This window comes from Runella sp. R5_40 (genome assembly GCF_057652295.1).
Genome location: NZ_JBYFCH010000016.1, coordinates 64,845 through 89,815 on the forward strand (window position 1 = coordinate 64,845; position 24,971 = coordinate 89,815).

A 24,971-nucleotide genomic window follows, 5' to 3' on the forward strand; every position below is an offset into this window, starting at 1 on the left:
CTATTATTTACTCATTAGGTAATAATAATATTCATTGGGGGAGATTAAGCCGTTTTCATAAGAACCCGACCCACCTTCAGGCTTAAAGTAATACTCCATACTGGCCAAAAACTCATCCGAACTACCACTCGCGACGTGTACTGCTTTTTTTACCCCATTTTTAAGGCTTGAAACTGTGATTTTATATTTTGTGGCGGGAATATCATTTAGATAATACGCCTGACCAACCCCTGAAGCAATCGTAAATTTGCGTTCAATCGTTTTACCAACAGCCGATGTTCCGTCAAGGTATTTAGCTTCTGCGACGGGGGTAAACAAGACCGAAACTTCAGTTCCTGCGGGCATCTCGTCGGTAAAGGCATTGTAATTGATAAATTTTATGGTGCCACCAAAATATCCTGTGCCGTTTTCTTTGCTTGCGACCCTGTCAGGAATTCGTCCGCTCAATTTCCAAACAAAATCTTTCGTTGTACCGCTTGCTGGCACATTAAACGCGTCGTAATCGCTTTCTTTTTCCATCCCTAACCTGATTTGGTAGAGTTGGTCTTCAAACACTGATTCTTTCCAAGCGTATATCTTGTACCCTCCAATAGCGCTCACTGTCACACTATACTTGCCCGCCTCGTTGGTAGTGGCTGTATAATGTATATTGTTTCCGTTTGGGTTTTCGACTCTAATCCTCGCTCCTCTTAGTGGGTTGCCAGCGGCATCCTTCACCGTACCGCTAATGGTGTAAGGTTGTGCATTGTTGGGATTCATGGGGGTAACCTCGCAGGACATTACCAATAAACCTGCTAATAAAAAAAAGAATGCTGTTAATCTTGACGTTGTCATCGTACATTAATGTTTTAAAATTTTGTAAATACGGTTGAGCGATTATTCAGTGTCTCAACCAATTGATGGCTGCTTTAACTATTTCATCCTGCATCAATTCCTGAAAAGACTCTTGACCATGGATGGGTATATTGGGTTGGATGGTCTCTGGGAAACAAACCTTCGACGCATCTGCAATACGGGCGGTAGAAAAAAGGAAATAGGTCTTGTTATCATTAAAAACAAATCCATTGGTGGCATTCGCTAAGCCCGCTGTAGGTGCTCCAATGAGTACGGTGTTGCTGCGTTTGCTGAAAACGGCCGCAGTTATCTCACCAGAACTGGCAGTGCCTGGCCCTACCAACACGGCTACTTTGGCAGCTGGAAATTGGGCAATTTTGTCGTTTATAGTCGCCTGCACTTGACCATCTATCACAAAATCACCATTTTTAAACGATGCCTCGTCACTAGCTTCCCCATTTCTACTGATATAATAACTGACGACCCCTTCACTAAAAAATGGAGCCAAGCCTGCCAACATAGGTCGAATATTCCCGCCGCTATTCAGGCGGAGGTCTATTATCCATCCTTTGGGGTGTTGTTTGTGAAGCTTGGCCACTTCATTATACAGCCAGTTGGCGTACCAGTCAATCTGTTTTTGTCCTTTTGCCCCCATATAGGGTACTACAAAATAGGCAAACCCATCAATCATTCGGGGGGCAATCTGCGGGCCGCGTTTCCATGCTGCTTTGAGTGAATCCGAATACCTTTCCAGCAGTGCTGTATTCTCTAGCCTAAACGACTTATCCTCATGGTAAAAAGCCGCGTGCATGTCCCCGAGTGATGTAAAAACTACTTTCAGCGCTTCGAAGGCTTCGGCCTTTGTTTTGGCCCTGGCTCGTACTTCTGCTTCTTTTTCCTTCCAATTGACACGATTGGCATACAAGGCGTTGTTTTTCAATACAATCAGGCAGGTATCAAGGTACGTTTGGACTGAGTCAGGCATCTGGGCTTTTCCTTGGTAGGCAAGGACAATCAGCAATACTACCGTCGTCAAGCAGGTATATTTGCTTCGCATACCAGCCGATTAAATGGTATTTTTAAATCTAAATTTGCCAGAAAGATTTTTACTTGAAGGTTTTTGGCAATACCCAAAACTAAACAGTGTGACCGTAAACTCCCCCTCAAAATACTCTCCTTTTCTGTTCGGAACCGCTTTCATGTTTAGAGCTCCAGGTGAAAAATAGAGTTCTGGGTCTTTACCGCTACAGTCTTTGGGGCGCATTACTATCATGCCACCTTTTCCCTCACTTTGTGACAACTCAATGACCGCAGCCCCTGGCGTACCGTGAAGATTGTATTTAAACCCTCCCACGCTTCCGTCATAGGTATATAAAGAAAGAATATAACCATTAGGAAAGTGAGCGACAAGCTGAGAGCCAACTAGCTGTATAAATTCGCCCGAAAAATCATGCGCTGACATTTCACTCCCGTTTTCACTTATTATAAAATACCCCTCTGGATTAATAACCACGGGCTGTCTTATCTGCATTTGCTGCACGACATTTCCGAGGTTATCTTTCCCAAGATTGCCATTGATAGTGACGTTGATATAAACCCGTTCCACCTTATCTACTTTTGCGGGAGCTTCATAAACAATAGAGCCCTCCCCTGCATTAACAATCAATTTGCCTATTTTGGGACTATAATCCCAGACTGTTTTCTTGATTACGTTGCCATAATTTACCTCTGGAAGCTGTATCTGACTGTATTCCCCTTCAAAGTTATCTTGAGGAGTTGCTTTCAATTCGATGGCGATTTCCTCTCCCTGCACAAGGCTTATTTCGCCGTTCAGGAGTTTGTTTTCTGAGTACAAATCATATTGCGAATAAAAAGTCCAATCGCTGAAGTGAGACGTTTGTACCGTCAACGTTTTATTTTGGCGGTTGCCTTTGGTTTTATTGGCCCAATAAAAATTTCCATCCTTATCTTGGTAAGCCAAAAACAACATATCAGGATTGGTGCCCTCCATCGAGATTTTATCGTAATGATAGGTAAGGGTTACAGGTTTTTTGAAGTCCACATTCTCGGGCAGCAACCTGAAAGACTTGCTTCTCGATTTTAGGACATTTTCAACTTCTTGTACGCTAAAAGTCGTGGCGGCATCGACAGCACCCGCAGGAACCTCAATCGTCATGATGCCGTCTGTACTGGTCAGTATGCCTCCCTCTTTACCTATCTGTGCCGTAGCAATTTCACCGATAGCTTTACCATGTGGCAACCTCAAAGGAGGACTAGGCGTGTCTGGGTTTTGGGAATTGATGTTGTTTCTCTCGCACGAAAAACAAATCAACAGTGCACATAATGCACTGAACGAAAGGGAGAAAGCGCGCCATAAACTGGGCTTTCGGGGAGTTGTTTTTTTGGATTTCATACCTATTTTTTTTTGTACAAAACTATGCCCATTGCCACTCAGCAGCAATGGGCATATCCCCTCAAATTCATAGGTAGTAATGCTTATAATTAGGCACTTATGTGCTCAATGGCAAAGCGAAGTAGGCTATTTTTGCCGCTGAGATCCAATTTTTTGGCAATATTCATTCGGTGGTTGGAAACTGTCTTTTCACTGATAAACAACTCTTCGGCTATTTCTTTGGTGGACTTATACTGAGCCACTTTTTCCAAGATATTCATTTCGGAAGGCGTGAGTGATTCGAGTCGGAAAGAAACATCGTTTCGGTTTCGGTTTTTGTGTTTCAACAAAAAAGACGACATTTCTGGACTGATGTACGACTGATAACGGTTGACGGCAGCAATGGCATTGATGATGTCCACCACTGCGTTTTCTTTCAACACATAGCCCGACACCCCTATTTCCAATGCCTTCAAAAAACCGTCCCTTGCTTTGTGCATGGTAAGCAAAATAATAGCTACCCCAGGTTTCTTGGCCAGAATCTGCTCAGCTACTTGCAATCCATTAGCCCCAGGCATATCTATATCTAAAATAGCCATGTCAATATCATAAATCAGTGCCAAACGAATAGCCTCTGTGCCATTGTCTGCTTTACAAACTACCTCCAAGTGTGGTTTGTCTTCGATTACTTCCTGCAACCCTTTCAGAAAAATCGGGTGATCGTCAGCTATCAGAATTTTGATTTTTTCATTGTCCATAAGAAGTATCAGTTAGCAGTGGAATGACAAATTCAAACAGCGTGCCTTTCGGCTGCTTGGTGGTCACGGTCATTTTTCCTTCTAAAATTTGTAAGCGTTCTTTCATCCCTTTTAGTCCAAAACCTGCGTGATTGAGATGATGATTAAAACCAACCCCATCATCACTAATCGTGATTTTTACTTGGTCGCTTTGGTGTTTTATGTGAATACTTACCTGAGAGGCAGCCGCATGTTTCACAATGTTGTTGACACATTCCTGAATAATTCTGTAGATGTTAATCTGCGCATTGTTATCAAAAAGCTGATCCACATTGTCTAAATAAATTTCATAGTCTATTTGCGCAGCGTCAAGCGTCTCTTCAACCAGGCTTTTTATAGAACTGCTAAGCCCCAGCAAATCAAGCTGGTAAGGTCGCAATCCGTATGAAATATCCCTCACTTCCTGTATTGCCTCCGCGACATTCTGCGACAATGCCTCGCCCGACAGGTGAATAGAAGCTGCTGCCCCAGGCTGCGCCGCTCGTAGTATTTTATTCTTAATCAGAATCAGTTTTTGCCCCAGTCCATCGTGCAGTTCAGAAGCGATTCGTTTGCGTTCAGCTTCCTGCATACTTATCAGTTCCCGAGCAAAACGGGTCGTTTGGCGATAGGCATCTTCCTGCAAGCGCTCCTTTTCTTTTTTGTAAAAATTGAATTTGTCGGCAAGCGCAAAAGAAAGAATAACCGCCTCTATGGCTGCGCCTATAAAGAGGGAAGAGTCCGTCCAGTAGCTTTCCTCCAGCCAACCTTTCATTTTTAATTCAAAAACCACACTCATCAGTGCCAACGCGCCAAATCCAATGATGTAGAAAATGGCGGGCGCAAAGCCTTTTCTATACACCCAAATACCCGCAACAAGCCAGTAGATAAAGAGGGTAAAAACAAAAATAGCAACCAACAGGATTGCCACTTTGTAGCTCCCAACGGCATAAAATACCAGCGGTAGCAGGCAGATAGCAATCATAGGCCATCGGATTTTGTAAATGAAAGGGGCGTACGTTTGGGTTTGTAAAAATGAGTTGGTAAACAAAATGCTAAAAAAGGAAACAATGGGAAGTATCGTCGTGGTATTCAACACATCGAGCCAAGGCAGAAACAATTGTACATGGCCCGCCACTAAGTTGGTATGTAAAATAGCCGTGGATATATACCCAATGTAGTAGAGATAGACTTTTTCTCGCAAAGAAAAATAAACAAACAAATTGTACAACAACAAGGCAACTGCTACCGCCGTAAAAAAGCCGTCTCCGTAAGAAATGCGGATATTGTCTTCGTACAACTTCTGCATTGTATTCAAACTCATGGAGGTCCGAATCAGCGTTTTACTGGTGGCCCGAACGTAGATTTTCAATTTTTCGCCAGAAGCCACGGGAATCGGGAAAACGAGGTTATTTGAAAACACGGGCCTCGACCGAAAATCGCCATCCCCGCTTAGCTTTAGTGCCTGAAAAGAGCCCGTTTCATGTTGCTGATAGACGGTCAGATGGTGCATAAACCCTCCCTTGATTTCAAGGTACCAATCGTCGGTCTTGCTTTTATTTATTACATCAAATCGGTACCAAATCGCTTTTGAAAAATTCCCGAGAAAATCAGGGACTTTGTCATTGGACTTCACAAATGCTTCTTTTTCAACCTGTCCAAGCGTAAAAGAAGCATCAGTATCTTCGAGGTAAGAAGGATACGAGATGGCATATTTTTGACTGGTATCCGATAACGTAATCACCTGCGCAACAAGGCGCAGGCTACTTACCAGAAACAATATAAATAAAGCGGATACTCTCATGGTTTCAAATATAACAAGTATTGTACCTGAGAGCGATTAATTTGCCAGTTTAGTCGCAATTTCTTCCATCATCTCCGCAATGTTTTCCAACACAGGCCCTCCGAGTTCCGCACCCGCATTGACACCTATAAAAAAGCTTACGTCGGTTTTAGGATTATAGAGTAAGAGCGTTCTTCCCCCAAAACTGCTACCAGCATAACCGTACATTTTGGCGCCATTTTTTTCATAAAACTCTAATCCTAAGCCATATACATCTGGACTGGCGTTTCCAGTATATTCCTTTTTCATCTCTGAAAAATAGTGGGCGTTGAGTAACTTACCATGCGAAAGACCATGAATAAAATCCACAAAATCTTTTGGTTTTGCAAAGATGCTATTGCTGCCTGATTCGTTGCGAAATTGTACGTATGACAAATCCGTAAAGTCAATTAGCCTACCCGCCCCTTCGACATCGGCATACAAACGTGGTGTATCTATGAGCAGGTTAGTAGGCAATTCTTTATAGAAAGTATCCGAAAGTTCGAGTGGATTATAAATGTATTTAAGAAAAGATATTTCGTGCCTCTGATTAGTGATGTGGTCGATAATGAGCGACAAAATCAGGTAATTGGTGTTGGAATAATAGACATCTGTCCCTGGCTCAAAAAATCGTCTCTTAGCTGCCTCCAAGTAATCGCTCACCTCGTAGGTACGGGCGGGGTTTTCGACGTACCCCTCAACATACTCAGAATTATGCCAATAGTCTTCAATACCAGAGCTGTGATTCAGCAGCATTCGGATGGTTATTTTGTTAGCATCAGGAATTTTGGAGAGCAAATTGGCTGGTAAGCAAGTATTAATTTTTTGATCAAGCGAGATTTTCCCAAGTTCAGCGAGCTTTAAAATAGCGGTGGCGGTGTACATTTTAGTGATGCTGTAGCCAGGCCATACTAGACACGGTCTCATTGACTTCTTTGAATCTTTGTTGAGTACTCCACTGTTGTACTGCCAATAGTTATCTCCCTTGCGTGCCAGAAATGTAATCCCTGGGAGTTTGTCAGACGTATAAGAATCAATAATGGCTTTCACCTCCGAAGCAGGAATGATTCCCTCATTAATCGCATTTTCCGCCAGACATGTCGTAGTCGGATTAGGATCTACATTGTTGTTTTTGCAACCAGTAAAAATCAAAACTGGTAGGATAATCATCAAATAGCGTTTCATATTTGTATTGCTGTAAAAATTATGAACGCAAAATTACTTGATGCCAAAACCCTAAAACATAGGCAGAAATAGTCAATTTCATAGGTAATATTGCCCAAATAGCTGACTGCCGCTACTGGTTTTACTTTAAATCTGTGCTCAAAATAAATTTTTACACAAAAAATACCGAACGGTATTTTTTGTCCGTTATATTTGCATCATCATGAATGAGACACTATCCAAAGCAGAAAGGACTAGACAATTTATTATTGAAAAAACGGCTCCTATTTTCAATGAAAAAGGGTACGCTGGGACATCCATCAATGACCTTATCCAAGCGACAGGACTAACGAAGGGTAGCATTTATGGAAATTTTGAAAATAAAGATGAGGTTGCGCTGGCTGTTTTTGATTATAACCATACGAAAGTCAATGACTACATCAAAGAAAAATTGATGGCAACCGAAAATTCCATTGAACGATTACTTGTTTATCCAGCTATATACCGTAATTATTTAAAAATACCTTTTTTACGGGCTGGTTGTCCTATTTTGAATACCGCCACTGAAGCAGACGACACTCATCCCCTTTTGAAAGAAAAAGTTACCAATGCCCTTTCTTTTTGGAAAGTATCGGTAGAAAATCAGGTTAAGCGAGGAATAAACCGAGGTGAAATAAAACCAGACACCGACCCTACAGAAATTGCAGTTATTCTTATATCATTGATTGAAGGGGCATTTATGCAAGCGAAAGTAACTGATAGTTTAACAGAACTTAAGATTGCGATGAATTTTTTAGAAAAAATAATAGTGAGTTTGAAAGATTAATTTTTTTAGCCAAACGAGTAGCCTCACTGGATTTATCATAACACTTTCTGACCAAAAAGATGAAAAAAATAGGGCTTGTAGGCGGTATCAGTTGGACTTCAACGCTGGATTATTACCGATTTATCAATGAAGAAACCAATAAAAGATTAGGCCATCTAAATTTTGCTGAATGTATTATTTACTCGGTCAATTTCGAAAATTTCAGCACATACAATGCTGATTATAACTGGGAGGGTACATTCCAGTTATTGTCAAACGCTGCATCAAGATTAAAAGACGCGGGTGCTGAAGTTATCCTACTTGGTGCAAATACTGCCCATATTGTTGCCGAACGAGTTGCCCAAAAAGTGGACTTACCTCTTATCGACATCAGAGTAGCCAATGCCATTCATAAAAGACAGTTAAAGAAAGTCGGCTTGCTGGGTACGGTTTACACCATGGAATTGGATTTCTACAAAAAGAAACTTTCCGAGGAAGGATTGGAAATAATCATACCTGCTACCAAAGCAGAAATAGATTTCATTGAAGAAACCCTTCTGCACGAATTGGGCAAGGGTATTCTTCTTCAACGTACAAAACAAGAATACATCTCCATCATAAACAGGCTTATTGAACAAGGCGCAGAAGGTATCATATTAGGTTGTACCGAAATTCCCTTACTCATTTCTCAAGAAGACATTTCTGTCCCTGTTTTCAACTCTACCCTGATTCATGCACAGGCAGCCGTTGAGTTTGCTTTAACAACCACCTAGCTTGGTTTATCTTTTAAAACAAAGCCCAAGTAATCTATGAACAGCAAGGCTATTTTCATCGTTGGAGCTGGCGCCATTGGAAAAGCACTGGCCGCTTTTTTAAAAAGTGAGGGCAAAGAAGTTGTTTTACTTCGCGGACATCTCGACGACCATTCGGCTTACACTGAGCAAATTGAAGTTGTATTAAAAAACAGCGAAGTGATAAAAGCAGAAGTCCCCATAAGCACGATAAGCAATTACTCAGAACTGAATGGCCTTGTGGTTTTAACCAATAAGTCGTACGGAAATGCGGCTATTGCTCAAAGGCTGAAGACAAAAATCAATGCTACTCCAATCGTAATTTTACAGAATGGGCTAAATGTGGAAAAACCATTTATCGAACATAAATTTCCACAAATCTACCGCTGTGTTCTTTTTGCGACATCCCAGCTTCTGTCAGAAAACAAATTACAGTTCATGCCAGTTTCAGATTCTTCGGTGGGCATTATTTCTGGAAACACCGAGGGTTTACTTAGCATAGTTAATGAAATAAATACGCAGCATTTCAAGTTTAAAACGGAGCCGAATATATACGCTAAGATATGGTCAAAAACCATTGTTAATTGTGTCTTTAACTCCGTTTGCCCACTATTGGAAATTGACAATGGGATTTTCTATCGTAACTCAGAGGCATTAAGTATCGCTAAGAGAGTAATAAACGAATGTATTGCGGTGGCAGCCACCCAAGGCATCTTATTGAGTTCCGAAGAGGTCATAAATAGCCTCTTGCTAATCAGCCAACATTCTGACGGCCAGTTGATTTCTACTTACCAAGACATCATTAACAAACGGAAAACGGAGATTGACACATTAAACGTCGCCATTGCTACTATTGCCGATAACTTACAAGAAAAGAGACTGGCCAAGGAAACAAGCCTTTTGGGCGAATTGATACAAATTAAGTCTCAAATAGCGTTGTCTTCTCTGTCTTCTTAAACTGCACCCAAAAAACAATATAGCCCTCTAAACGGCAGACTATCTTGTTGGCTTCACCGTATTCGATGCTACAAAAAAAATGAAGCTACCAGCAATGCCAGTAGCTTCAACGAGTACAACAAAACCACAGTCAATAGGGCATGCCCTCTGTGGTCTCGTTGTAACTTTTCTATTTGGTTTTTAAGCTTCTACCAAGAATTCATCGTGTTGGCTAATATCCAACCCAACTTTTTCGTCTTCTTCTGATACACGAAGTGGCTCGATGAAGTCTGTAATCATTAAAATAACGTACGACATTACAAAAGCGAATACTGACACCAACACTAGGGCAATCATGTGGTTTTTGAAAAGGGTAAATGTACCGTAAGCCAAGCCTTCGTCAACCACCGCTCCGTTTACGCCTTTTGAAGCAAAGATACCCGTCATGATCATACCCATCATACCACCTACACCGTGGCAAGGGAATACGTCAAGCGTATCGTCCAACGTAGTTTTGGTACGAAGGTGTGCCAAGTAATTTGATACCATTGATGAGATAGTACCGATGAAAATCGACTGAGGAATCGTAACGAATCCGCAGGCTGGTGTAATCGCAACCAAACCTACAACGGCTCCGATTGAGAACCCAAGGGCTGATGGCTTTTTGCCTTTTGCTGTATCGAACAATACCCACGCCAAACCTGCTGCGGCAGCTGCGGTGTTGGTAGCAGCCAATGCTGAAACTGCCAATGGACCTGCACCTACGGCCGAACCTGCGTTAAATCCAAACCATCCGAACCACAACAAACCTGTTCCTAACAATACGTAAGGGATATTGGCTGGTGGCAAAAAGTTTGCTTCTTCGTGTGAACGACGACGCTTCAAGTACAACGCACCCGCCAACGCTGCCCAACCTGCCGACATGTGTACTACAGTACCACCAGCAAAGTCAAGTACACCAAGCTTAAACAAGAAACCTTCTGGGTGCCATGTCCAGTGTGCCAAAGGAGCATATACGAAAATGCTGAACAACACCATGAACAAAATATACGAACGGAATTTGATACGCTCTGCCAACGAACCTGTCACAAGTGCAGGCGTGATTACCGCAAATTTCAATTGGAAGAATGCAAACAATGCCAATGGAATAGTAGGAGCCAATGACCAAGGCTTTCCGTCTAATACACCATTGAACATGAAGAATGTCATAGGGTTTCCTACCCAGCCACCGATTGAATCACCGAAAGCCAAACTAAAACCAACGACAACCCAAACGATACTGATTACGCCCATTGCAATAAAGCTCTGAAGCATTGTTGAGATAACGTTTTTGTGGTTTACCATTCCTCCGTAGAAGTAGGCCAAGCCAGGTGTCATCAACAATACGAACGCCGTAGCAACAAGCATCCAGGCCATATCGCCTGAATTTAACCCTTCGGTTACAATTTGGGTTGGGATAGCTGGCATTAAGACTCCTAAGAGGCTAACTACCAGCAAAATCACGAGTGGGATTAAATTTTTCATAGATTTACTTGACTGGTTTTGGTTGTACTTTAATAGTTATCAAGGATTTTAAGTGGAGGCGTTGAAGGCTCCACTTAAAATAGGAATCAATTATTAGAACTTGTAAATGAGTGCTAGACCAAGCGTTGACTGTGCGTTTTTAGTGAAAGCACCTTTTGAATCTTCAAATTGTTGTTGTCCGCTTTCGCCAGCGCCTGTCAATTTTTTGTATGAATCCATGCGGAACTCAGGCTTGATCAACAAGTGACCATCTGCTACGGTAAAGTTTCCAGTAAGGGTCAATGAATTTACCGATGTTCCATTTCCAAGACGGTTAAGAAGCGCACGAGCACCTGCCGTGTTGTCGAAGTATTCGTAACGCGCACCAATGCTGAACAAATCAGAAGCGGCGTAGCTCAAATAACCTGCTGCACCACCCCAAGGTGTTGACTCTGTCAAAACAGCGCCGCCTTGGTAAGAGCCTTTTTGTGAACCAAATGCTGCGTTTGCGCCAATCAAAAGCTTGTCAGTCGCTTGAAGCGTTGTTACAAAATCAAGAACGCGGTAGTGTGCATCTGGGGTATTTCCTTGGTCGTCAGTGCTTGCTTCGTTGCTGTTGATGAAGTTAAGATACACATTCCAGCCTTTAGCAGGATTCACAAACAACTGAGATACAAAGCCTTTTTTGCGGTTGTTATCGTTCAAGTTATCTACGTTGTTGACCAAACCAAGCATCAAAGACACTTTGTCAGAGAAAGCGTACGTACCTTTCACCCCAACGTGATAGAATGGACCGTTGTTGAAAAGGTTTGACAATGAATAGTTGAAGTTTACTGGAGCATCAATTACTTCATAACCGATGTGGGTACCAAACTGACCCGCCGTGAACGTCAATTTGCTAGATGCTTTCCAGTTAAAGTACGCTTGTTTGATGGCCAATGCTGTGCTTCCTGAACCAAGTGGCCCGAGCAAGTTTCCGTAGTTACCAAGGTCAGCGTTTGGACCGAAAGCCAAATCAATCACTACATCTGACTTTTCGTTGCTGTATTGCATTTTAGTTTGTACCAAACCCAACGAAATTTGTCCTGATCTCTGGTCAAATACGCGAGCATAGTATGCACCCAAGTTAGAACGTGAAGCTGGTTTGTTGAAATTGGCACTATAGTAAGAATCGATATATCCCGAAAATGTAAACGACCCTTTCTTCTCTTCTTCTCCTTCCGTTTTAGCTTCGGTCTTAGCTTCTACTTTAGCTTCGGTCTTAGTTTCTGTTTTGGCGTCTGACTTTTTCTCCTCAATTCCCTTAGGAAAAGCCAAAAACGTCGAAAACAAACATAAAACAAGTAATTGTAGCTTTTGCATAATATTATTTTGTTTAAGGTGGGCAATACGTGGTTTTGTTTTCCGATACAAACATGGAGCTATTTTTGTAAACATCCAAATTTTTAGTATAATTTTTGAGTATTTATTAGTAAAAAACTGCAAATTTTCGATTTTTAAGTTTATTTACGTTGAAATATTTAAGAATATATCAAAATTATCATATTTTTTATTTTATTCTGTCTTTAATCACTTTATCAAAATTTTCTTTCTCAATACCACAACCATAAAATCAACAAAACATTCAAATAGTTATATTTTAACCATACTAAACGCATAAGAGATAGATATACCAAAACACAAAAAAGCCCAGCTACCGAAGTAACTGGGCCACCAAAGGCGATAAAACGCTCGAAAACTAGAGGTTTTTCTTCTTCAATTCATCTACCGCAAACTTAGAAGCGCGTGCCGTAAATGCCATGTAAGTCAACGAAGGGTTCACACAAGACGCCGAAGTCATAAAGGCACCGTCGGTCATGAAGACGTTTTTGCAATCGTGCAACTGGTTATTTTTATTCAACACCGACGTCTTAGGATCTTTACCCATACGTGCCGTTCCCATTTCGTGGATACCGATACCGAGGTTTTTGCTGGTATCATCGTACGAACGAACGTTTTTAAGACCTGCCGCTTCGAGCATTTCGGCGGCATCGTTGGCCATGTCTTTACGCATCTTGCGTTCGTTTTCGCCGTAAGCAGCATCAAATACCACAATTGGCATTCCCCATTTGTCTTTTTTGGTTGGGTGTAATGTAAAGCGGTTGTTTTCGTTTGGCAATACTTCACCAAAACCACCAATACCCATCGACCAGCCACCGACTTTGCTCAAATCGTCTTTGAACGAAGCACCGAAGCCTTCCATACCTACGCCACGTCCCCAACCGCTACGGCTTGCACCACCTTGGTAACCAAATCCGCGTAAGTAGTCGCGCTTGTCGTTGCCCCAGTTGCGGTAGCGAGGGATATAAACTCCGTTTGGACGACGTCCGAAGTAGTATTGGTCTTGGAAACCATCAAACTCGCCCGAAGCACCTACCCCAAGGTGGTGATCCATGATGTTGCGGCCTACTTGATCGCTGTCGTTGCCCAATCCGTTGGGGAAACGGCTCGATTTTGAATTAAGTAAAATAGACGCCGACGGAATCGCCGAAGCATTCAAGAAGATAATTTTTGCGTAGTATTCTTTTACTTCGAGGGTATTTTGGTCGATGGTCCAAACGCCCGTAGCACGGCCTTTTTTCTCGTCATAAATTACTTCCGATACAATCTTATTATTGACCAACGTCAAACGCTTGGTTTTCATCGCCGCTGGCAACGTCGCCGACTGCGTACTGAAATAAGCTCCAAACGGACAGCCACGCATACACATGTTGCGGTACTGGCAAGCAGCGCGTCCGAGGGCAGTATGCCAGCTTTGTGGTTTTGAAAGGTGAGCAACCCGACCGATGGTAAGCGTCCGCCCCATCTTTTTCATTACTTCCGACTTCACGTGTTTTTCGAGGCAGTTTAGCTCCATCGCGGGCAAAAATTGCCCATCAGGAAGTACCGACAAACCATCTTTCGACCCACTGATTCCTGCAAAACGCTCGGCGTAGTCATACCAAGGGGCAATTTCTTTGTAGCGTACTGGCCAATCTACCCCAACACCTTCTTTTCCGTTAGCCATGAAATCTTCTTCGTTGAAACGGTAGCTTTGACGTCCCCACAACAACGAACGACCTCCCGTGTGGTAGGCACGAATCCAGTCAAACGGACGGGTTTCGAGGTACGGGTTTTTGCTGTCGTTTTCAAACAAGTAGCGGTGTTCTTCATTGGCTGTATAGCCCGTGCGCATCCCTGCCCAATATTCTTCGGCAGCCATGTTATCAGGGCGGCCACGGTGAGCAAACTCCCACGGCGCTTTCATGGCCGTTTCGTACCCTTCAACGTGCTTGATGTCGCGACCACGCTCAATACAAAGCACGCGCAAGCCACGCTCAGTTAATTCTTTGGCAGCCCAGCCGCCACTTATTCCTGACCCTACGACGATAGCATCGTACGTCATTTCTTTTTGTGCATCTATATTCAAATACATTGGACTCTTGAATTGAAATTTGGAGAATGTGAAAATTAAAGCGCGTAGGCTTTTTGGCCTGGTTTGAGCGGAATACACGCATCATAACGCCCAGGAATAGGCACATATTCAAGGGCTTGAGTCGCACCTTGTTCGGATGTAAAGTAGCCAAATAGCGTCAATTCTTTCAACAAACGCCAGAACGGTGTTCCTTTGAGTTTTTTAGAACTTACCACTTCTTTGTCCACGTTGTCGCCTACTTTTACTTGCTGTACATTGGCGCTCTTCATCAATTCAATCGTATCTTTTTCGACTTGCTTCAAAATAGCGACTTGCTCAGCCGACGAGGTTTCCAAAAATTTCTTGCTGTGGGCTTTGGTTGCTCTTTCATCGAGGTCTGCCAAGCCATCCAAAAAGTTTTGTTGCTCTTGCGGTTTGTAACAATCCGCTAACATCATTTCAATAAACGGCCCTACGCCCGCTTCTTTGGCACCTGGAGTACTGGTTTTAGGAATAATGTGTTCTGCGATTTCAGCAACGAGGGTTTTCTGCGCACTCGTTAGGCTAAAAGCAGCGCCTACCGCCTGTTTTGCGGGGGTTCCTTCGCCAAAAGCCATCAACGAAGGCGCCGAAAGAGTTCCTCCCATGAGAAGGGCCACCCGCGCGATTGCGTCTCTGCGATTCATCATAGTTTTTAAGGTTAGTTGTTACACGTTTAATTATTGGGCAGGTGTAAAATTACATATGAAATGTACAATTTTTACGCATAACAAACGGTTTTTTCTCCAAACCCATATACATCTACGGTATTAAAGTTTTGAATTTGAGCGCATTTGCTTGATTTGCTGCTATCTACGGCTTTTTAATGCAGTTAAAAAAAATCCTTTTTTTTCTTTTGGTAATACGCGACATGCACCCTCTCATCCTTCGGGCAATTTTCCTTTCATCCATTTTATCTTTTGTTGTATGGCTTTCCAACCTTTTTCATTCGTTTTCAAACTACTTGTTGGTTTGGCTTTGAGCTTTTCCCTCTCCGCCCAGCACCAACCCATAGCCTCGGGGGTATATGTATGGAAAGACCTGCCTGTATCGAAAAAGGCTTCGGTAGAACAACGGCAAATTTTAGAAGGAACGACGCCTGCTTTCAAACACCTCAAAGTGCATGCAACAACCCTGAAACCTCACCAAGCCCCCCACCCTAGCCACAAACACAGCGACGAAGAACTTGTCATTGTAAAAGAGGGAGAACTGACGGTGACGATTGAAGGAAAAACCGAGACACTCGAAACAGGGAGCATCGCGCTCATTATGCCTGGCGACGAGCACGGGTTTGAAAACAAAACCAATGCTCCTGTCACCTATTATATCATGCGCTATGAGGCTGTAGAAGGAGTCGATTTGGAGCGTGGCAAAAAGGCTGGAGGTTCGTTTGTGGTGCACTGGAACCAAGTAGAATTCAAACCACATGATAAAGGAGGGCGTCGTAATTTTTTTGATCGAGCTACCGCCCACGCCAAGCGTTTTGAAATGCACGTGACGACACTCAACGAGGGTTTAATGAGTCATCCGCCCCATACCCACAAAGCTGCTGAGATTTTATTGCTCACTCACCAACAAGCCGAAGAAAGTATTGATGGGAAGTGGTTGAGTTCGGACGTAGGTGACATTATTTTTTTACAATCAAACGTCCCCCACGCCCTACGGAATACCAGTAAAGGCAGCTGCACTTACTTTGCTTTTCAATTTGAGTAATGAATGGCATTTTCTCCCCGCAGAACACGCAGATTTAAAAAAAACGCTGACTTTCGCAGAAAATCGGCGGTTTGCGCTCCCCGTCTGCGTGAATGGCATTTTTTCCCCGCAGAACACGCAGATTTAAAAAAAACGCTGACTTTCGCAGAAAATCGGCGGTTTGCGCTCCCCATCTGCGTAAATCTGCGGGATAACATTACAAACGAAATTGATTTAACGCTTCTGCTGTTTAAGAAAATCGGCAACATCCACCAAAGGGGCTACCCAAATGTCTTTTTCGTGTTGTTTGAGGAAATGCACCAATTCGCGGTGCGCCGCCAACGAAACATCCAGCGAATGCTCCCCTCCTACGCCGTGAAACACAAAAATCAGAAGCGTATTGGTTTGCATTGCCTTTTTTACCAAAGAGGTCATTTTCTCCCCTGAGTCGTTGTTGACAATATACCCATCGGTGTAGTATAAATCAATCTGATCTACTGGGTGCATTTCGCCCCGTACGCCACGCGCCGCCATCAATTCCCCCTTGAGGCCATCCATAAAAAACTGCGTGCCCACTTTGGCATCGCCGCAGGTATAGGCAAACGTCCGACTTTTTTTCCCATCTACCGCTTCCAGCAGCACATTAGTCACTTTGATTTCTTCGGTGATGCGTTTGAGAGTGTATTTACTCAAATCATTTTCAGGATTAACCCACTGACGCCCAGGCAAGGATGCATCGCAAGGATGAAATAGGGTGTGATTCCCAAGCTCGTGGCCGCGTTGGGCCGCCTTTCGCCAATCTTGCAAGCGCTGGGTAAAGCCTGGAAAAGAGCCTGAAATGTAAAACGTTCCTTTAAACCCCGCCGAATCTAAAGCGGGAATGGCGTTGTTGAGGTGGACGTTTAGGGCATCGTCGTAGGTAAGTACGACGGCGCATTTTTTCCCGTTCCAAGGTTGTTGAGCAAAACTCACAAGTGATACGCCTAAAAAAAGACAAAGTAAGCGGATTGAATTCATGATTGTTAGTGATGAGTTATGAGATTTAAGTGATGAGGAGGGGTGTAGAGGGAGTGTGGAGGGTTTCTCAAAACCCGACCGTGCCGATTGTGCAAAGGGTTTCTCAAAACCCGCCTCGTCGCATCGTGAAGACTTAGTAAGTTTCCAAAACTTACTAAGTCTATCTCGCCCACGTTAGCGTTTTGCAGGTTCGTCCGTTCGGAAGGGCGACGCTGGCAATCCTTCTTTGTTGTAAAAATTGACATTTTCGGGGTTATCTGCCCACGCATACCGCACGTACAAAGGTGCAGAAACAGTGTCGTTCCAAACAACAATTTCATTTTTTCCTTCAATGCGTGCTTGCGCCCACACAAACTTTTTATCGGCTCCCGCTACGGCAAACCAGCGCAGTTCGTCGTCGTCTTTGGAAACAATGCCACTGCCTGTTTGGTCAAAACGCAGTCGAATTTTACCATTTTCGGTCGTAGCTGAGGTCAAAAGCGGCCCCGAATGCACTACATTTTGGTCGCCGTAGGCTAGTTTTTGGGCGGCTAATGATAAGCGATACCCAATGTCTTTTTTGTTTAACGGGTGAATATCATTCCATTCACCGAGATCAATCGTGACGACCAAAGCTGTATTGGGAACCGATAATAGTTTTAACTGTCCCTCGCGTAAAACCGCCCATTGGCTTTCGGACGGCAAATAATCGACCTCCATAAAATTGGCCAATTGTACCCCAAAGAAAGGCAAATCACCCTGCCCCCAGCGGCTGCGCCAATCCTGCACCAAGGCAGGAAGTAAGTCGCGGTAAGGCTCGGGATTTCCAGTATTAGACTCCCCTTGATACCATAAAAAGCCCTTGGCGGCAGTCGATACCAACGGCGCAATCATGGCATTAAATAAGGCGGAAGGTTGGTTTTGGGCCGAAAAATTCACGCCATTGTCTTTCACAGGAGGAAAAACTTCACCCACTTTACACCACCAATCTCCCTTAATGTCAACCACTTGCCCGTTGGCTACCAATGAATAGTTTTTGTCAGGAACAAATCCTCCTTTACCCGCTTGGTTGACCACCCGCACGACGAGGGTATTTTTGCCTTCTTTCAGCACTCCCGCAGGAATTTCGTAACGGCGGGGCGGGTATTGGTAGGTAATGTTTCCCACCTGTTTGCCGTTAACGTAGGCAATATCAGCGTCCACAATTCTTCCCAAAAACAATTTAGCCGCCACTCCCGTCATGGAGGCAGGGACGTCGATTTCTTTGCGGTACCACACTACCCCATTAAGGTCTTTGATGCCTTGGTCTTCCCAGTAGCCAGGCACGTTCATTCGACGCCACCCTTTCGGAACGTAGTCTGCTGAATACCAAGGGATTGTTTCGCTCATGCCTTTGTCTTGCGATTTTCGGGGGGTATTGGCCGCGGCCATTTGTTTCAGCAACGACTTTACGTAAAGGCTATCTTTATTTTTCTGTAATGTGGCTGTCAACTCTGGAAACTTCGTCAATCCCTCCTCACCAATCCACGCTTCGATGGGCGTTCCGCCTACGCTGGAGTTTATCAAACCAATCGGAACGTGGTATTTTTCGTACAGATTTCTTGCAAAAAAATACGCAATCGCCGAAAACTGAAGCACATCTTTTGGATTGGCTATTTTCCAACTTCCCGACGGAAAATCGTCTCGTTTTTGTTGCAAATCAGTCAAAGTAGCTACAAAAAACAGTCGAATTTCGGGGTAATTGGCCGACGCAATGTCTTCAGGATATTTTTCTTTTACGCGTTCCATCGGTATCACCATGTTCGACTGCCCCGCACAAATCCAAACATCACCAAAAAGTACATTGCTGACCTTCACTTCATTTTTTCCCCGAAAAAGCAAATCGAACGGCCCTCCTGCGGGTTGAGCTGGCAGCTTAATTTCCCATTTGCCCGTGGCATCGGCTTGGGTTTTGTACTGTTTGTCTTTAAACAAAAGGCTCACTTTTTCTTGGGGAGATGCCCACCCCCACAGCCGCAGCGATTGATCACGCTGAAGCACCATGCCGTCGCTAATGAGGCGCGGCAAACGAAGTTGAGCCACACACAGGGCATGGCTCAACAACAAAATTCCAAGGACGATTTTTAGAATCCTCATGGTTTGAATAGTACAATAGCCTCCCTCAAGTGGATAACTTTCTAAAGGCCGTTAACGATAGGTTAAAGAAACGAAAGCAAGGTTATTTATAAGGCTCAATTGTCTGAATAGAACCGTCAGAGTTGTGCTTTAATTCAGTGACTTTGATGTTGCGCAGGTGCGTTTTTCCCGTGAGTTGTACGTCGTGATAAAACAAGTACCACTTTCCTTTAAATTCCACAATCGAATGGTGATTTGTCCAGCCTTGCACAGGTTTTAAGACAATTCCTTTGTACGTAAAAGGGCCATAAGGCGTATCCCCGACGGCATAAGCTATGTTGTGTGTGTCGCCCGTTGAATACGAGAAATAGTATTTACCGTTGTACTTGTGTACCCAAGCTGCCTCAAAAAAACGTTTATCTTTATCGTCTTCCATGAGCAGTTTGCCATTTTCGTCCAAAATTTTCACCTCTTTTACTTCTTCAGCAAAACTCTTCATGTCGGCCGACAATTTCGCTACCCGTGGCAGCAAGGCCGTCTCACCTTTTTTGGGATAATCTGTTTTTCCCAAATACGTATTCCCTTTCCAGCGTTGCAGTTGTCCACCCCAAATTCCACCAAAATAGAGGTAATAACTGCCGTTTGTATCCTTAAAAACCGACGGGTCGATGCTATAACTGCCCTTGATTGGCTCTTTTTCGGCTACAAAAGGCCCTTCTGGTTTTTTGCTCGTCGCTACACCGATACGGAACACATCTTCTTTGTCTTTGGCAGGAAAATAAAGGTAATACGTCCCGTTTTTAAACTCTGCATCGGGCGCCCAAAGCTGACGACTCACCCACGGAACGTCTTTTATATCAAGCGCCACGCCGTGGTCTGTTACTTTTCCGTCGATGGCACCCATGGAAAAAACGTGGTAGTCTTTCATGTCAAAATGCCCACCGTCGTCGTCACGTTTGGTGTCAGATTCAATATCGTGCGACGGGTAAATGTAAATTTTACCGTTAAAAACGTGAGCAGATGGGTCCGCCGTAAACAAATGAGACACCAACGGTTGCGAAATCGGCGTTTTTTTCTGCGCTTGTCCTGTCAAAGCTGCTGCCAAAAGCAGTGAAATTCCAACGTACTTGAGTTGCATTATTTATAGTAAAAGGGTTAGTTGTCAATCAGTTTCAACAATTCATTCAGCGTATCAGGTGAACTTGGACGTGGTGCGTCGGGGGCAATGATTTTACCATTTTTATCAATAATCACGTAGCGAGGAATGCTCGTCACCATCAGTTTACGCAACATTGCGGCGTTGTCAGCGGGTTTTACGTGGCCATTTTCACCCTGTAACTGAAGTTGTTCCAACGCTTTTTTCCAAGCCTCTTCTTTTTCATCAATGGAGGCATAAAGAAATACGATTTTCTTTTTTTGCTTGTCGGTCAACTTCTCTTGCATGGCTTTAGAATGAGGAAATTCGGCACGGCAAGGTCCACACCAACTCGCCCAAAAATCAAGATAAACGACCTTCCCCTTGAAATCCGACAACCGAAACGTTTTTCCCTCGGCATTTTGTAGGATAAGTTCGTCTTCCTTACCAGCCTTTGAAGCTACCTCGGCGGGTTTCTTTTCCTCTTTGCGCGTGAGGACTTCGTTGCACTTCTCGGTCGCCAAACGGGCGTATTTTTCCGCTTGGGGCGTAATTTTCAACAAATCCAACGTACTCACTACGGCATCTTTGGGCGTATTGACGCAGGTTTCGCGCATGAGTCGGCACAAATAATAGGGCAATGCCTGCGAACCCGCAAGGTGTTTTTTGGCAAAAGCTGCTTTATCATTCATAGCCGCTCCCATGTCGGCGTATTTATTAAAGGCATGGTCGCGGGAGTTGAAATAGGTCACAAAAACCACCAAAAAATCACGGTACGAACCCGTTAGAAAGGCTTCTTCGTTCGCAATTTTTTTAGGGTCAAGCGCTTCAGTCATAACGGCGGGCAACGACGACATTTTCAAGTTTTTGGTATCAGCATTGCTCCGTGCCACGGCGTGATTGAGCACCCAATACCAATAATTCCAACGAATCGTATTTTCAACATAGCGTTTGAACGGCTCCGAAAGCTTGGCCGCATCGGGGTGGTTTTTTAGGAACTCCTGCTGCTTGCGGCGTTGGTTGAAAAGGTCAATTTCTCGTACGTCAATATTCTGAGAAAACAGCAATTCTCCCTGTTTTTTGGCATCAAAATCTGCCGCAAATTTCTCTTGAAACTCGTTCCAAAACGACTTGTGAGCGGCATCATTCCAGAGCGCGTTGTACGCCTCCAAAACCGACATGGGCGCTCCTTCTTTAAAAATATCCAGCGAATCTTTGGCCGCAACGGCTACCGTGGCCTGCGCCAAAAGCGTTTGTGCCCACAGTAACAAAACCGATAGTAATAATCCAATTCTCATGAGATGGTAAATGGTTGTAAAAGTGACTTTACCCACCTAAACGCATTTTTCGTACCAGAAGTGCGGAGTTTGGGTTAATCGTTATCCGTTAACTGTTATCCGTTATGTGTTCAGCATACTTTTTTCTGGCTTTGCCCATCACAGTTACACCATTACCAAATAACAGTTAACAGCGAGCAAACGCCTAAAAACCAATCGAATTGCCTCCATCCACGGGCAATGAGACGCCCGTCACGTACTTGGCTGCCTCGGACGACAAATACACTGCCGCCCAGCCAATGTCTTCGGGTTTGCCAAAATAACCCATTGGCGTACGGTCGAGGGCCTTGTTCATGCGGTCGGGATCGCTGCTCATGGCGGTTTTCATCATGGCGGTTTCGATAAAGCCAGGAGCAATGGCATTGACGCGAACGTTGAACTTCGAAAATTCAGAAGTAAGCACTTGTACCATTCCCTCCACCCCCGATTTGGAAGCCCCATATGCCACCACGCGGTCGATGCCGTAATAGGCCGCCATGGATGAAATCATCAAAATAGACCCACTTTGACGCGCCACCATGCGTTTTGCACAAGCCCGAGTGAGGGAAAATACGGCACTTAAATTAGTATGAATGATTCGCTGGAAATCTTCGTCTGAAACCTCCAGTGCTGGTTTTTTCATGTTGATACCCGCGTTGTTGACCAACACATCAATGGGGCCAATCGTGGTTTCGATGTGTTCTACTAACGCCTCTAATTGCGACAAATCAGTCACATCGTTTACCACATAATGCGCTTTCTCCCCCAACTCTGCCACAGCTTCTTGAAGTGGGGTTTCGCGGCGGCCCGTAATGACGACCGTTCCTCCTGCGGCAATCATACATTTTGCGATGGCGTTGCCAATGCCACTACCACCGCCAGTAATGAGGGCGATTTTGCCCTCTAACGAAAAAATCGGATTCATTTATTTAGTAATTTTTTGGATTCGGTTTTACATCGGTGCGCTAAAAATTTCACGAACAAAAACTTTATCGTAAATGATAAATCTCCGTCAGCTTTTTGACATCATCTAAGGTTCGGGTAGGGGGCACAAGCGGCTTTGGAATCGGTAGTTTTGAAAATTCACCGAAATACAACACGCAGGCATCTCGCCACCACAACGCCTCTTTTTCTTGAATTTTCAAACGCCCTTTCACGTCCTCAAACGTCTCTTTATCAACATCTGACTTCACACTTTCCCAAGCTGATTGCAGCTTCCCGACTTGCCCAACCCCATCATAATAACGGTGACAAAGTTCGTCCCAAAGGCTACGTCCAGTGCTTAGTTTTTGAGTCCAAGGTACGTGATGGAACCAAAGCAGATAGTCGAGCGGGCATTTTTCGGGATTCCCCCAAAGTTGCTGAACTTCAGGACTATACAATTGAAGCGCATTGCTCACTTTTCCAGTACGGTCAAAGCCCAACCCAATCGAATCGGCCCGATGGTAATAAATGGACGTCCAGTCGGGGCGGGCGGCTTTGGTAAGCCACGGCTCAGGCCCGTAGTGATGCCCCTCTCCCATCATGTGCGACGTCCCCAACGGATAGGTATAACTCACGTATATCGGGTGTGACTTGAGCATGATGTCCGTAATTTTCTGCACCGACTGCGGCTTCTGGGTCAACGTCATGCGCGTCCATTCTGTCGCAATTTGTTCCGACGACAGTGTGTAATCCCACGCCAATCGACCAAAAGCGTACCAGTTGCTTTGGTTAAACGGATGGCCGCACCAGTTGGCGTCCGAACCCGTATTAGCCACCCCAGCCATGAGCGAAAGTGAGTGATTTTCAGCGCTTCCATCCACAATTTTGGCCACAGTTGTTCCTTTTCCTTTCACGTAAGTATCCGTATCCAAACACTCCTTAAACATGGGAGCAAGGTAGGTCAAGTGCGTTGACTGACCCAAATATTCTTGCGTAATCTGAAACTCCATGCCCAAGGTTGTTTTTGGAAAAGCCCCAAACATCGGATGGAAAGGTTCACGTGGCATAAAGTCAATGGGGCCGTTTTTGACTTGGACAATCACTTTGGGGTCAAATGTCCCATCCAACGGCTTAAATTGGGCATAACCTTCTTTAAAACGGTCGCCTTTGGGGTCAGCATTGTAAACAAACGCCCGCCAAATAACGATGCCGCTAAACGGTCGCATGGCTTCGGCCAGCATATTGGCCCCGTCGGCATGGGTACGCCCGTAGTCTTGCGGGCCAGGCTCTCCTTCAGAATTGGCTTTGACCAAATAACCCCCAAAATCAGGGATATAGCGGTGAATTTCTTTGGTTTTCTCGTTCCACCATTTGCGCACTTCGGGGTCGAGGGGGTCAGAAGTTTTAAGCCCTCCCAAGGTACGAGGCGAACGGAAATTGACCGAAATAAATACTTTGATGCCATAGGGACGAAGTACATCGGCGACGGCTTTGATTTTTTCGAGGTATTCTTCGGTCAAAAAGCGTGAACTTGCATTGACGTTGTTGATGGATGTCGCATTAATCCCCAACGAAGCATTCGCGCGGGCGTAGGTAATGTAACGAGGATCAATCCGAAACGGAAGTTCAGTCCACTTCCACATCGACGAACCTGCGTAGCCCCGTTCGACGGTTCCGTTGGCATTGTCCCAGTGATTCAGCATCCGTAATTTGATTTTAGGGCTGCTTTTTACCGAAAGATTTGTCAACGATTTCCCCGTTTGAAGGTAGCGAAGTAGCTCAAACGCACCGTATAACACACCTGCTTCTGATTTGGACGAAATGACGATATTTCCTTTTTCCGAAAACAACTCAAAGCCATCTTGTGGCAACGTGGAAGGGGAATTGGGGGCAACGTTCAGGATAATCCCCCCTGATTTGGTAGCGGTTTGAACGAGGGCAGGTGCTTTTCCCAACAAACCTTTTAAGCCCATTTCCAACTCCTGTACCGCTACTTTGATGGTGAGGTGCGAAGAATTAGCCGCCACAAACTGTGTCGATTTTAAGTACGTATCTCGCTGCTGGACGTCGGCCAAAAGATCGTATTTAAGCCAGAGGCGAGAGCCATCATCGGCGAAGACTGCTGTTGAGACTAATAGCAGAAATAGAAACAAATATTTTATCATAAGTAAACAGTTACCTAGTTTTTACCCGCAGAAAATCGCAGATTAAAAAAACGCTGATGTGCGCAGATTAAAACAAAATCAGCGTTTCTCTGCGGCTTTCAATCGGCGGAAATCAGCGGGTAGTAGTTAACAA

The 24,971-nt window shown here is 44.3% G+C and carries 20 protein-coding genes; 4 read left to right on the forward strand and 16 right to left on the reverse strand.

Features of this window, described 5'->3' with window-relative positions:
- Positions 1-3: 3 nt before the first annotated feature.
- The 6 genes from AC23N5_RS22250 to AC23N5_RS22275 all read right to left on the reverse strand — a co-directional run bounded on the left by AC23N5_RS22250 (position 4) and on the right by AC23N5_RS22275 (position 7,009).
- On the reverse strand, positions 4-834 hold the full coding sequence (locus AC23N5_RS22250) for a carboxypeptidase-like regulatory domain-containing protein (protein ID WP_487757311.1): 831 nt from the start codon (positions 832-834) through the stop codon (positions 4-6).
- A 46-nt stretch (positions 835-880) separates the two neighbouring features.
- Entirely contained in the window at positions 881-1,891 is a 1,011-nt protein-coding gene (locus AC23N5_RS22255) for a S41 family peptidase (RefSeq protein ID WP_487757312.1), read from the reverse strand.
- A gap of 9 nt (positions 1,892-1,900) precedes the next feature.
- The gene (locus AC23N5_RS22260; protein ID WP_487757313.1) at positions 1,901-3,247 is read right to left on the reverse strand and encodes a hypothetical protein; all 1,347 of its coding nucleotides are present in this window, start codon (positions 3,245-3,247) and stop codon (positions 1,901-1,903) included.
- Positions 3,248-3,336: 89 nt separating this feature from the next.
- The gene (locus tag AC23N5_RS22265) at positions 3,337-3,984 is read right to left on the reverse strand and encodes a response regulator (RefSeq protein ID WP_183973887.1); all 648 of its coding nucleotides are present in this window, start codon (positions 3,982-3,984) and stop codon (positions 3,337-3,339) included.
- Positions 3,974-5,806 carry a sensor histidine kinase gene (locus AC23N5_RS22270; RefSeq protein WP_487757314.1) on the reverse strand — a complete coding sequence of 611 codons (1,833 nt, stop codon included), beginning with the start codon at positions 5,804-5,806 and terminating at the stop codon, positions 3,974-3,976. Before AC23N5_RS22270 ends, AC23N5_RS22265 begins: the two co-directional genes overlap by 11 nt.
- Positions 5,807-5,842: 36 nt before the next feature.
- Positions 5,843-7,009 carry a serine hydrolase domain-containing protein gene (locus AC23N5_RS22275; RefSeq protein ID WP_487757315.1) on the reverse strand — a complete coding sequence of 389 codons (1,167 nt, stop codon included), beginning with the start codon at positions 7,007-7,009 and terminating at the stop codon, positions 5,843-5,845.
- Positions 7,010-7,211: 202 nt separating this feature from the next.
- Between AC23N5_RS22275 and AC23N5_RS22280 the strand changes: the two genes are divergently transcribed.
- The 3 genes from AC23N5_RS22280 to AC23N5_RS22290 are packed head-to-tail and all read left to right on the forward strand — an operon-like array spanning position 7,212 to position 9,541.
- Entirely contained in the window at positions 7,212-7,814 is a 603-nt protein-coding gene (locus tag AC23N5_RS22280; protein ID WP_183973881.1) for a TetR/AcrR family transcriptional regulator, read from the forward strand.
- A gap of 59 nt (positions 7,815-7,873) precedes the next feature.
- The gene (locus AC23N5_RS22285) at positions 7,874-8,566 is read left to right on the forward strand and encodes an aspartate/glutamate racemase family protein (protein ID WP_487757316.1); all 693 of its coding nucleotides are present in this window, start codon (positions 7,874-7,876) and stop codon (positions 8,564-8,566) included.
- Between the two features lie 36 nt (positions 8,567-8,602).
- Positions 8,603-9,541, forward strand: a complete 939-nt coding sequence (locus AC23N5_RS22290) for a ketopantoate reductase family protein (RefSeq protein WP_487757317.1) — start codon at positions 8,603-8,605, stop codon at positions 9,539-9,541.
- A 180-nt stretch (positions 9,542-9,721) separates the two neighbouring features.
- On the opposite strand, the gene AC23N5_RS22295 is transcribed toward AC23N5_RS22290, so the two are convergent.
- The 4 genes from AC23N5_RS22295 to AC23N5_RS22310 form a co-directional block, all read right to left on the reverse strand.
- Positions 9,722-11,044, reverse strand: a complete 1,323-nt coding sequence (locus AC23N5_RS22295; RefSeq protein ID WP_028522737.1) for an ammonium transporter — start codon at positions 11,042-11,044, stop codon at positions 9,722-9,724.
- Positions 11,045-11,137: 93 nt separating this feature from the next.
- Positions 11,138-12,385, reverse strand: a complete 1,248-nt coding sequence (locus AC23N5_RS22300; protein WP_487757318.1) for a porin — start codon at positions 12,383-12,385, stop codon at positions 11,138-11,140.
- A gap of 376 nt (positions 12,386-12,761) precedes the next feature.
- Entirely contained in the window at positions 12,762-14,477 is a 1,716-nt protein-coding gene (locus tag AC23N5_RS22305) for a GMC oxidoreductase (RefSeq protein ID WP_487757319.1), read from the reverse strand.
- A gap of 35 nt (positions 14,478-14,512) precedes the next feature.
- Positions 14,513-15,145, reverse strand: a complete 633-nt coding sequence (locus AC23N5_RS22310; RefSeq protein ID WP_487757320.1) for a gluconate 2-dehydrogenase subunit 3 family protein — start codon at positions 15,143-15,145, stop codon at positions 14,513-14,515.
- Positions 15,146-15,422: 277 nt separating this feature from the next.
- On the opposite strand from AC23N5_RS22310, the gene AC23N5_RS22315 reads away from it, so the two are divergent.
- Positions 15,423-16,208 carry a cupin domain-containing protein gene (locus AC23N5_RS22315; RefSeq protein WP_487757321.1) on the forward strand — a complete coding sequence of 262 codons (786 nt, stop codon included), beginning with the start codon at positions 15,423-15,425 and terminating at the stop codon, positions 16,206-16,208.
- Positions 16,209-16,421: 213 nt separating this feature from the next.
- Here the strand turns inward: AC23N5_RS22315 and AC23N5_RS22320 are convergent, their stop codons facing one another.
- The 6 genes from AC23N5_RS22320 to AC23N5_RS22345 form a co-directional block, all read right to left on the reverse strand.
- Positions 16,422-17,204: a polysaccharide deacetylase family protein gene (locus AC23N5_RS22320; protein ID WP_487757322.1), complete on the reverse strand. Its 783-nt coding sequence runs from the start codon at positions 17,202-17,204 to the stop codon at positions 16,422-16,424.
- Positions 17,205-17,378: 174 nt separating this feature from the next.
- Positions 17,379-19,319: a sialate O-acetylesterase gene (locus AC23N5_RS22325; RefSeq protein ID WP_487757323.1), complete on the reverse strand. Its 1,941-nt coding sequence runs from the start codon at positions 19,317-19,319 to the stop codon at positions 17,379-17,381.
- 82 nt (positions 19,320-19,401) lie between these two features.
- A complete protein-coding gene (locus AC23N5_RS22330) occupies positions 19,402-20,436 on the reverse strand; it encodes a glycoside hydrolase family 43 protein (RefSeq protein ID WP_487757324.1) in 1,035 nt (344 codons plus the stop codon).
- Between the two features lie 17 nt (positions 20,437-20,453).
- Positions 20,454-21,731, reverse strand: a complete 1,278-nt coding sequence (locus AC23N5_RS22335; RefSeq protein WP_487757325.1) for a TlpA family protein disulfide reductase — start codon at positions 21,729-21,731, stop codon at positions 20,454-20,456.
- 184 nt (positions 21,732-21,915) lie between these two features.
- The gene (locus AC23N5_RS22340) at positions 21,916-22,674 is read right to left on the reverse strand and encodes an SDR family NAD(P)-dependent oxidoreductase (protein WP_487757326.1); all 759 of its coding nucleotides are present in this window, start codon (positions 22,672-22,674) and stop codon (positions 21,916-21,918) included.
- Positions 22,675-22,738: 64 nt separating this feature from the next.
- Positions 22,739-24,838 (reverse strand): alpha-glucuronidase family glycosyl hydrolase, encoded by a 2,100-nt coding sequence (locus AC23N5_RS22345; RefSeq protein WP_487757327.1) that lies wholly within the window; start codon positions 24,836-24,838, stop codon positions 22,739-22,741.
- Between the last annotated feature and the right edge of the window lie 133 nt (positions 24,839-24,971).

What these genes read in the sequence shown, in the direction of transcription:
- AC23N5_RS22250 (WP_487757311.1), bottom strand. Translation starts at nt 834, where the DNA reads ATGACAACGTCAAGATTAACAGCATTCTTTTTTTTATTAGCAGGTTTA.
- AC23N5_RS22255 (WP_487757312.1), bottom strand. Translation starts at nt 1,891, where the DNA reads ATGCGAAGCAAATATACCTGCTTGACGACGGTAGTATTGCTGATTGTC.
- AC23N5_RS22260 (WP_487757313.1), bottom strand. Translation starts at nt 3,247, where the DNA reads ATGAAATCCAAAAAAACAACTCCCCGAAAGCCCAGTTTATGGCGCGCT.
- AC23N5_RS22265 (WP_183973887.1), bottom strand. Translation starts at nt 3,984, where the DNA reads ATGGACAATGAAAAAATCAAAATTCTGATAGCTGACGATCACCCGATT.
- AC23N5_RS22270 (WP_487757314.1), bottom strand. Translation starts at nt 5,806, where the DNA reads ATGAGAGTATCCGCTTTATTTATATTGTTTCTGGTAAGTAGCCTGCGC.
- AC23N5_RS22275 (WP_487757315.1), bottom strand. Translation starts at nt 7,009, where the DNA reads ATGAAACGCTATTTGATGATTATCCTACCAGTTTTGATTTTTACTGGT.
- AC23N5_RS22280 (WP_183973881.1), top strand. Translation starts at nt 7,212, where the DNA reads ATGAATGAGACACTATCCAAAGCAGAAAGGACTAGACAATTTATTATT.
- AC23N5_RS22285 (WP_487757316.1), top strand. Translation starts at nt 7,874, where the DNA reads ATGAAAAAAATAGGGCTTGTAGGCGGTATCAGTTGGACTTCAACGCTG.
- AC23N5_RS22290 (WP_487757317.1), top strand. Translation starts at nt 8,603, where the DNA reads ATGAACAGCAAGGCTATTTTCATCGTTGGAGCTGGCGCCATTGGAAAA.
- AC23N5_RS22295 (WP_028522737.1), bottom strand. Translation starts at nt 11,044, where the DNA reads ATGAAAAATTTAATCCCACTCGTGATTTTGCTGGTAGTTAGCCTCTTA.
- AC23N5_RS22300 (WP_487757318.1), bottom strand. Translation starts at nt 12,385, where the DNA reads ATGCAAAAGCTACAATTACTTGTTTTATGTTTGTTTTCGACGTTTTTG.
- AC23N5_RS22305 (WP_487757319.1), bottom strand. Translation starts at nt 14,477, where the DNA reads ATGTATTTGAATATAGATGCACAAAAAGAAATGACGTACGATGCTATC.
- AC23N5_RS22310 (WP_487757320.1), bottom strand. Translation starts at nt 15,145, where the DNA reads ATGATGAATCGCAGAGACGCAATCGCGCGGGTGGCCCTTCTCATGGGA.
- AC23N5_RS22315 (WP_487757321.1), top strand. Translation starts at nt 15,423, where the DNA reads ATGGCTTTCCAACCTTTTTCATTCGTTTTCAAACTACTTGTTGGTTTG.
- AC23N5_RS22320 (WP_487757322.1), bottom strand. Translation starts at nt 17,204, where the DNA reads ATGAATTCAATCCGCTTACTTTGTCTTTTTTTAGGCGTATCACTTGTG.
- AC23N5_RS22325 (WP_487757323.1), bottom strand. Translation starts at nt 19,319, where the DNA reads ATGAGGATTCTAAAAATCGTCCTTGGAATTTTGTTGTTGAGCCATGCC.
- AC23N5_RS22330 (WP_487757324.1), bottom strand. Translation starts at nt 20,436, where the DNA reads ATGCAACTCAAGTACGTTGGAATTTCACTGCTTTTGGCAGCAGCTTTG.
- AC23N5_RS22335 (WP_487757325.1), bottom strand. Translation starts at nt 21,731, where the DNA reads ATGAGAATTGGATTATTACTATCGGTTTTGTTACTGTGGGCACAAACG.
- AC23N5_RS22340 (WP_487757326.1), bottom strand. Translation starts at nt 22,674, where the DNA reads ATGAATCCGATTTTTTCGTTAGAGGGCAAAATCGCCCTCATTACTGGC.
- AC23N5_RS22345 (WP_487757327.1), bottom strand. Translation starts at nt 24,838, where the DNA reads ATGATAAAATATTTGTTTCTATTTCTGCTATTAGTCTCAACAGCAGTC.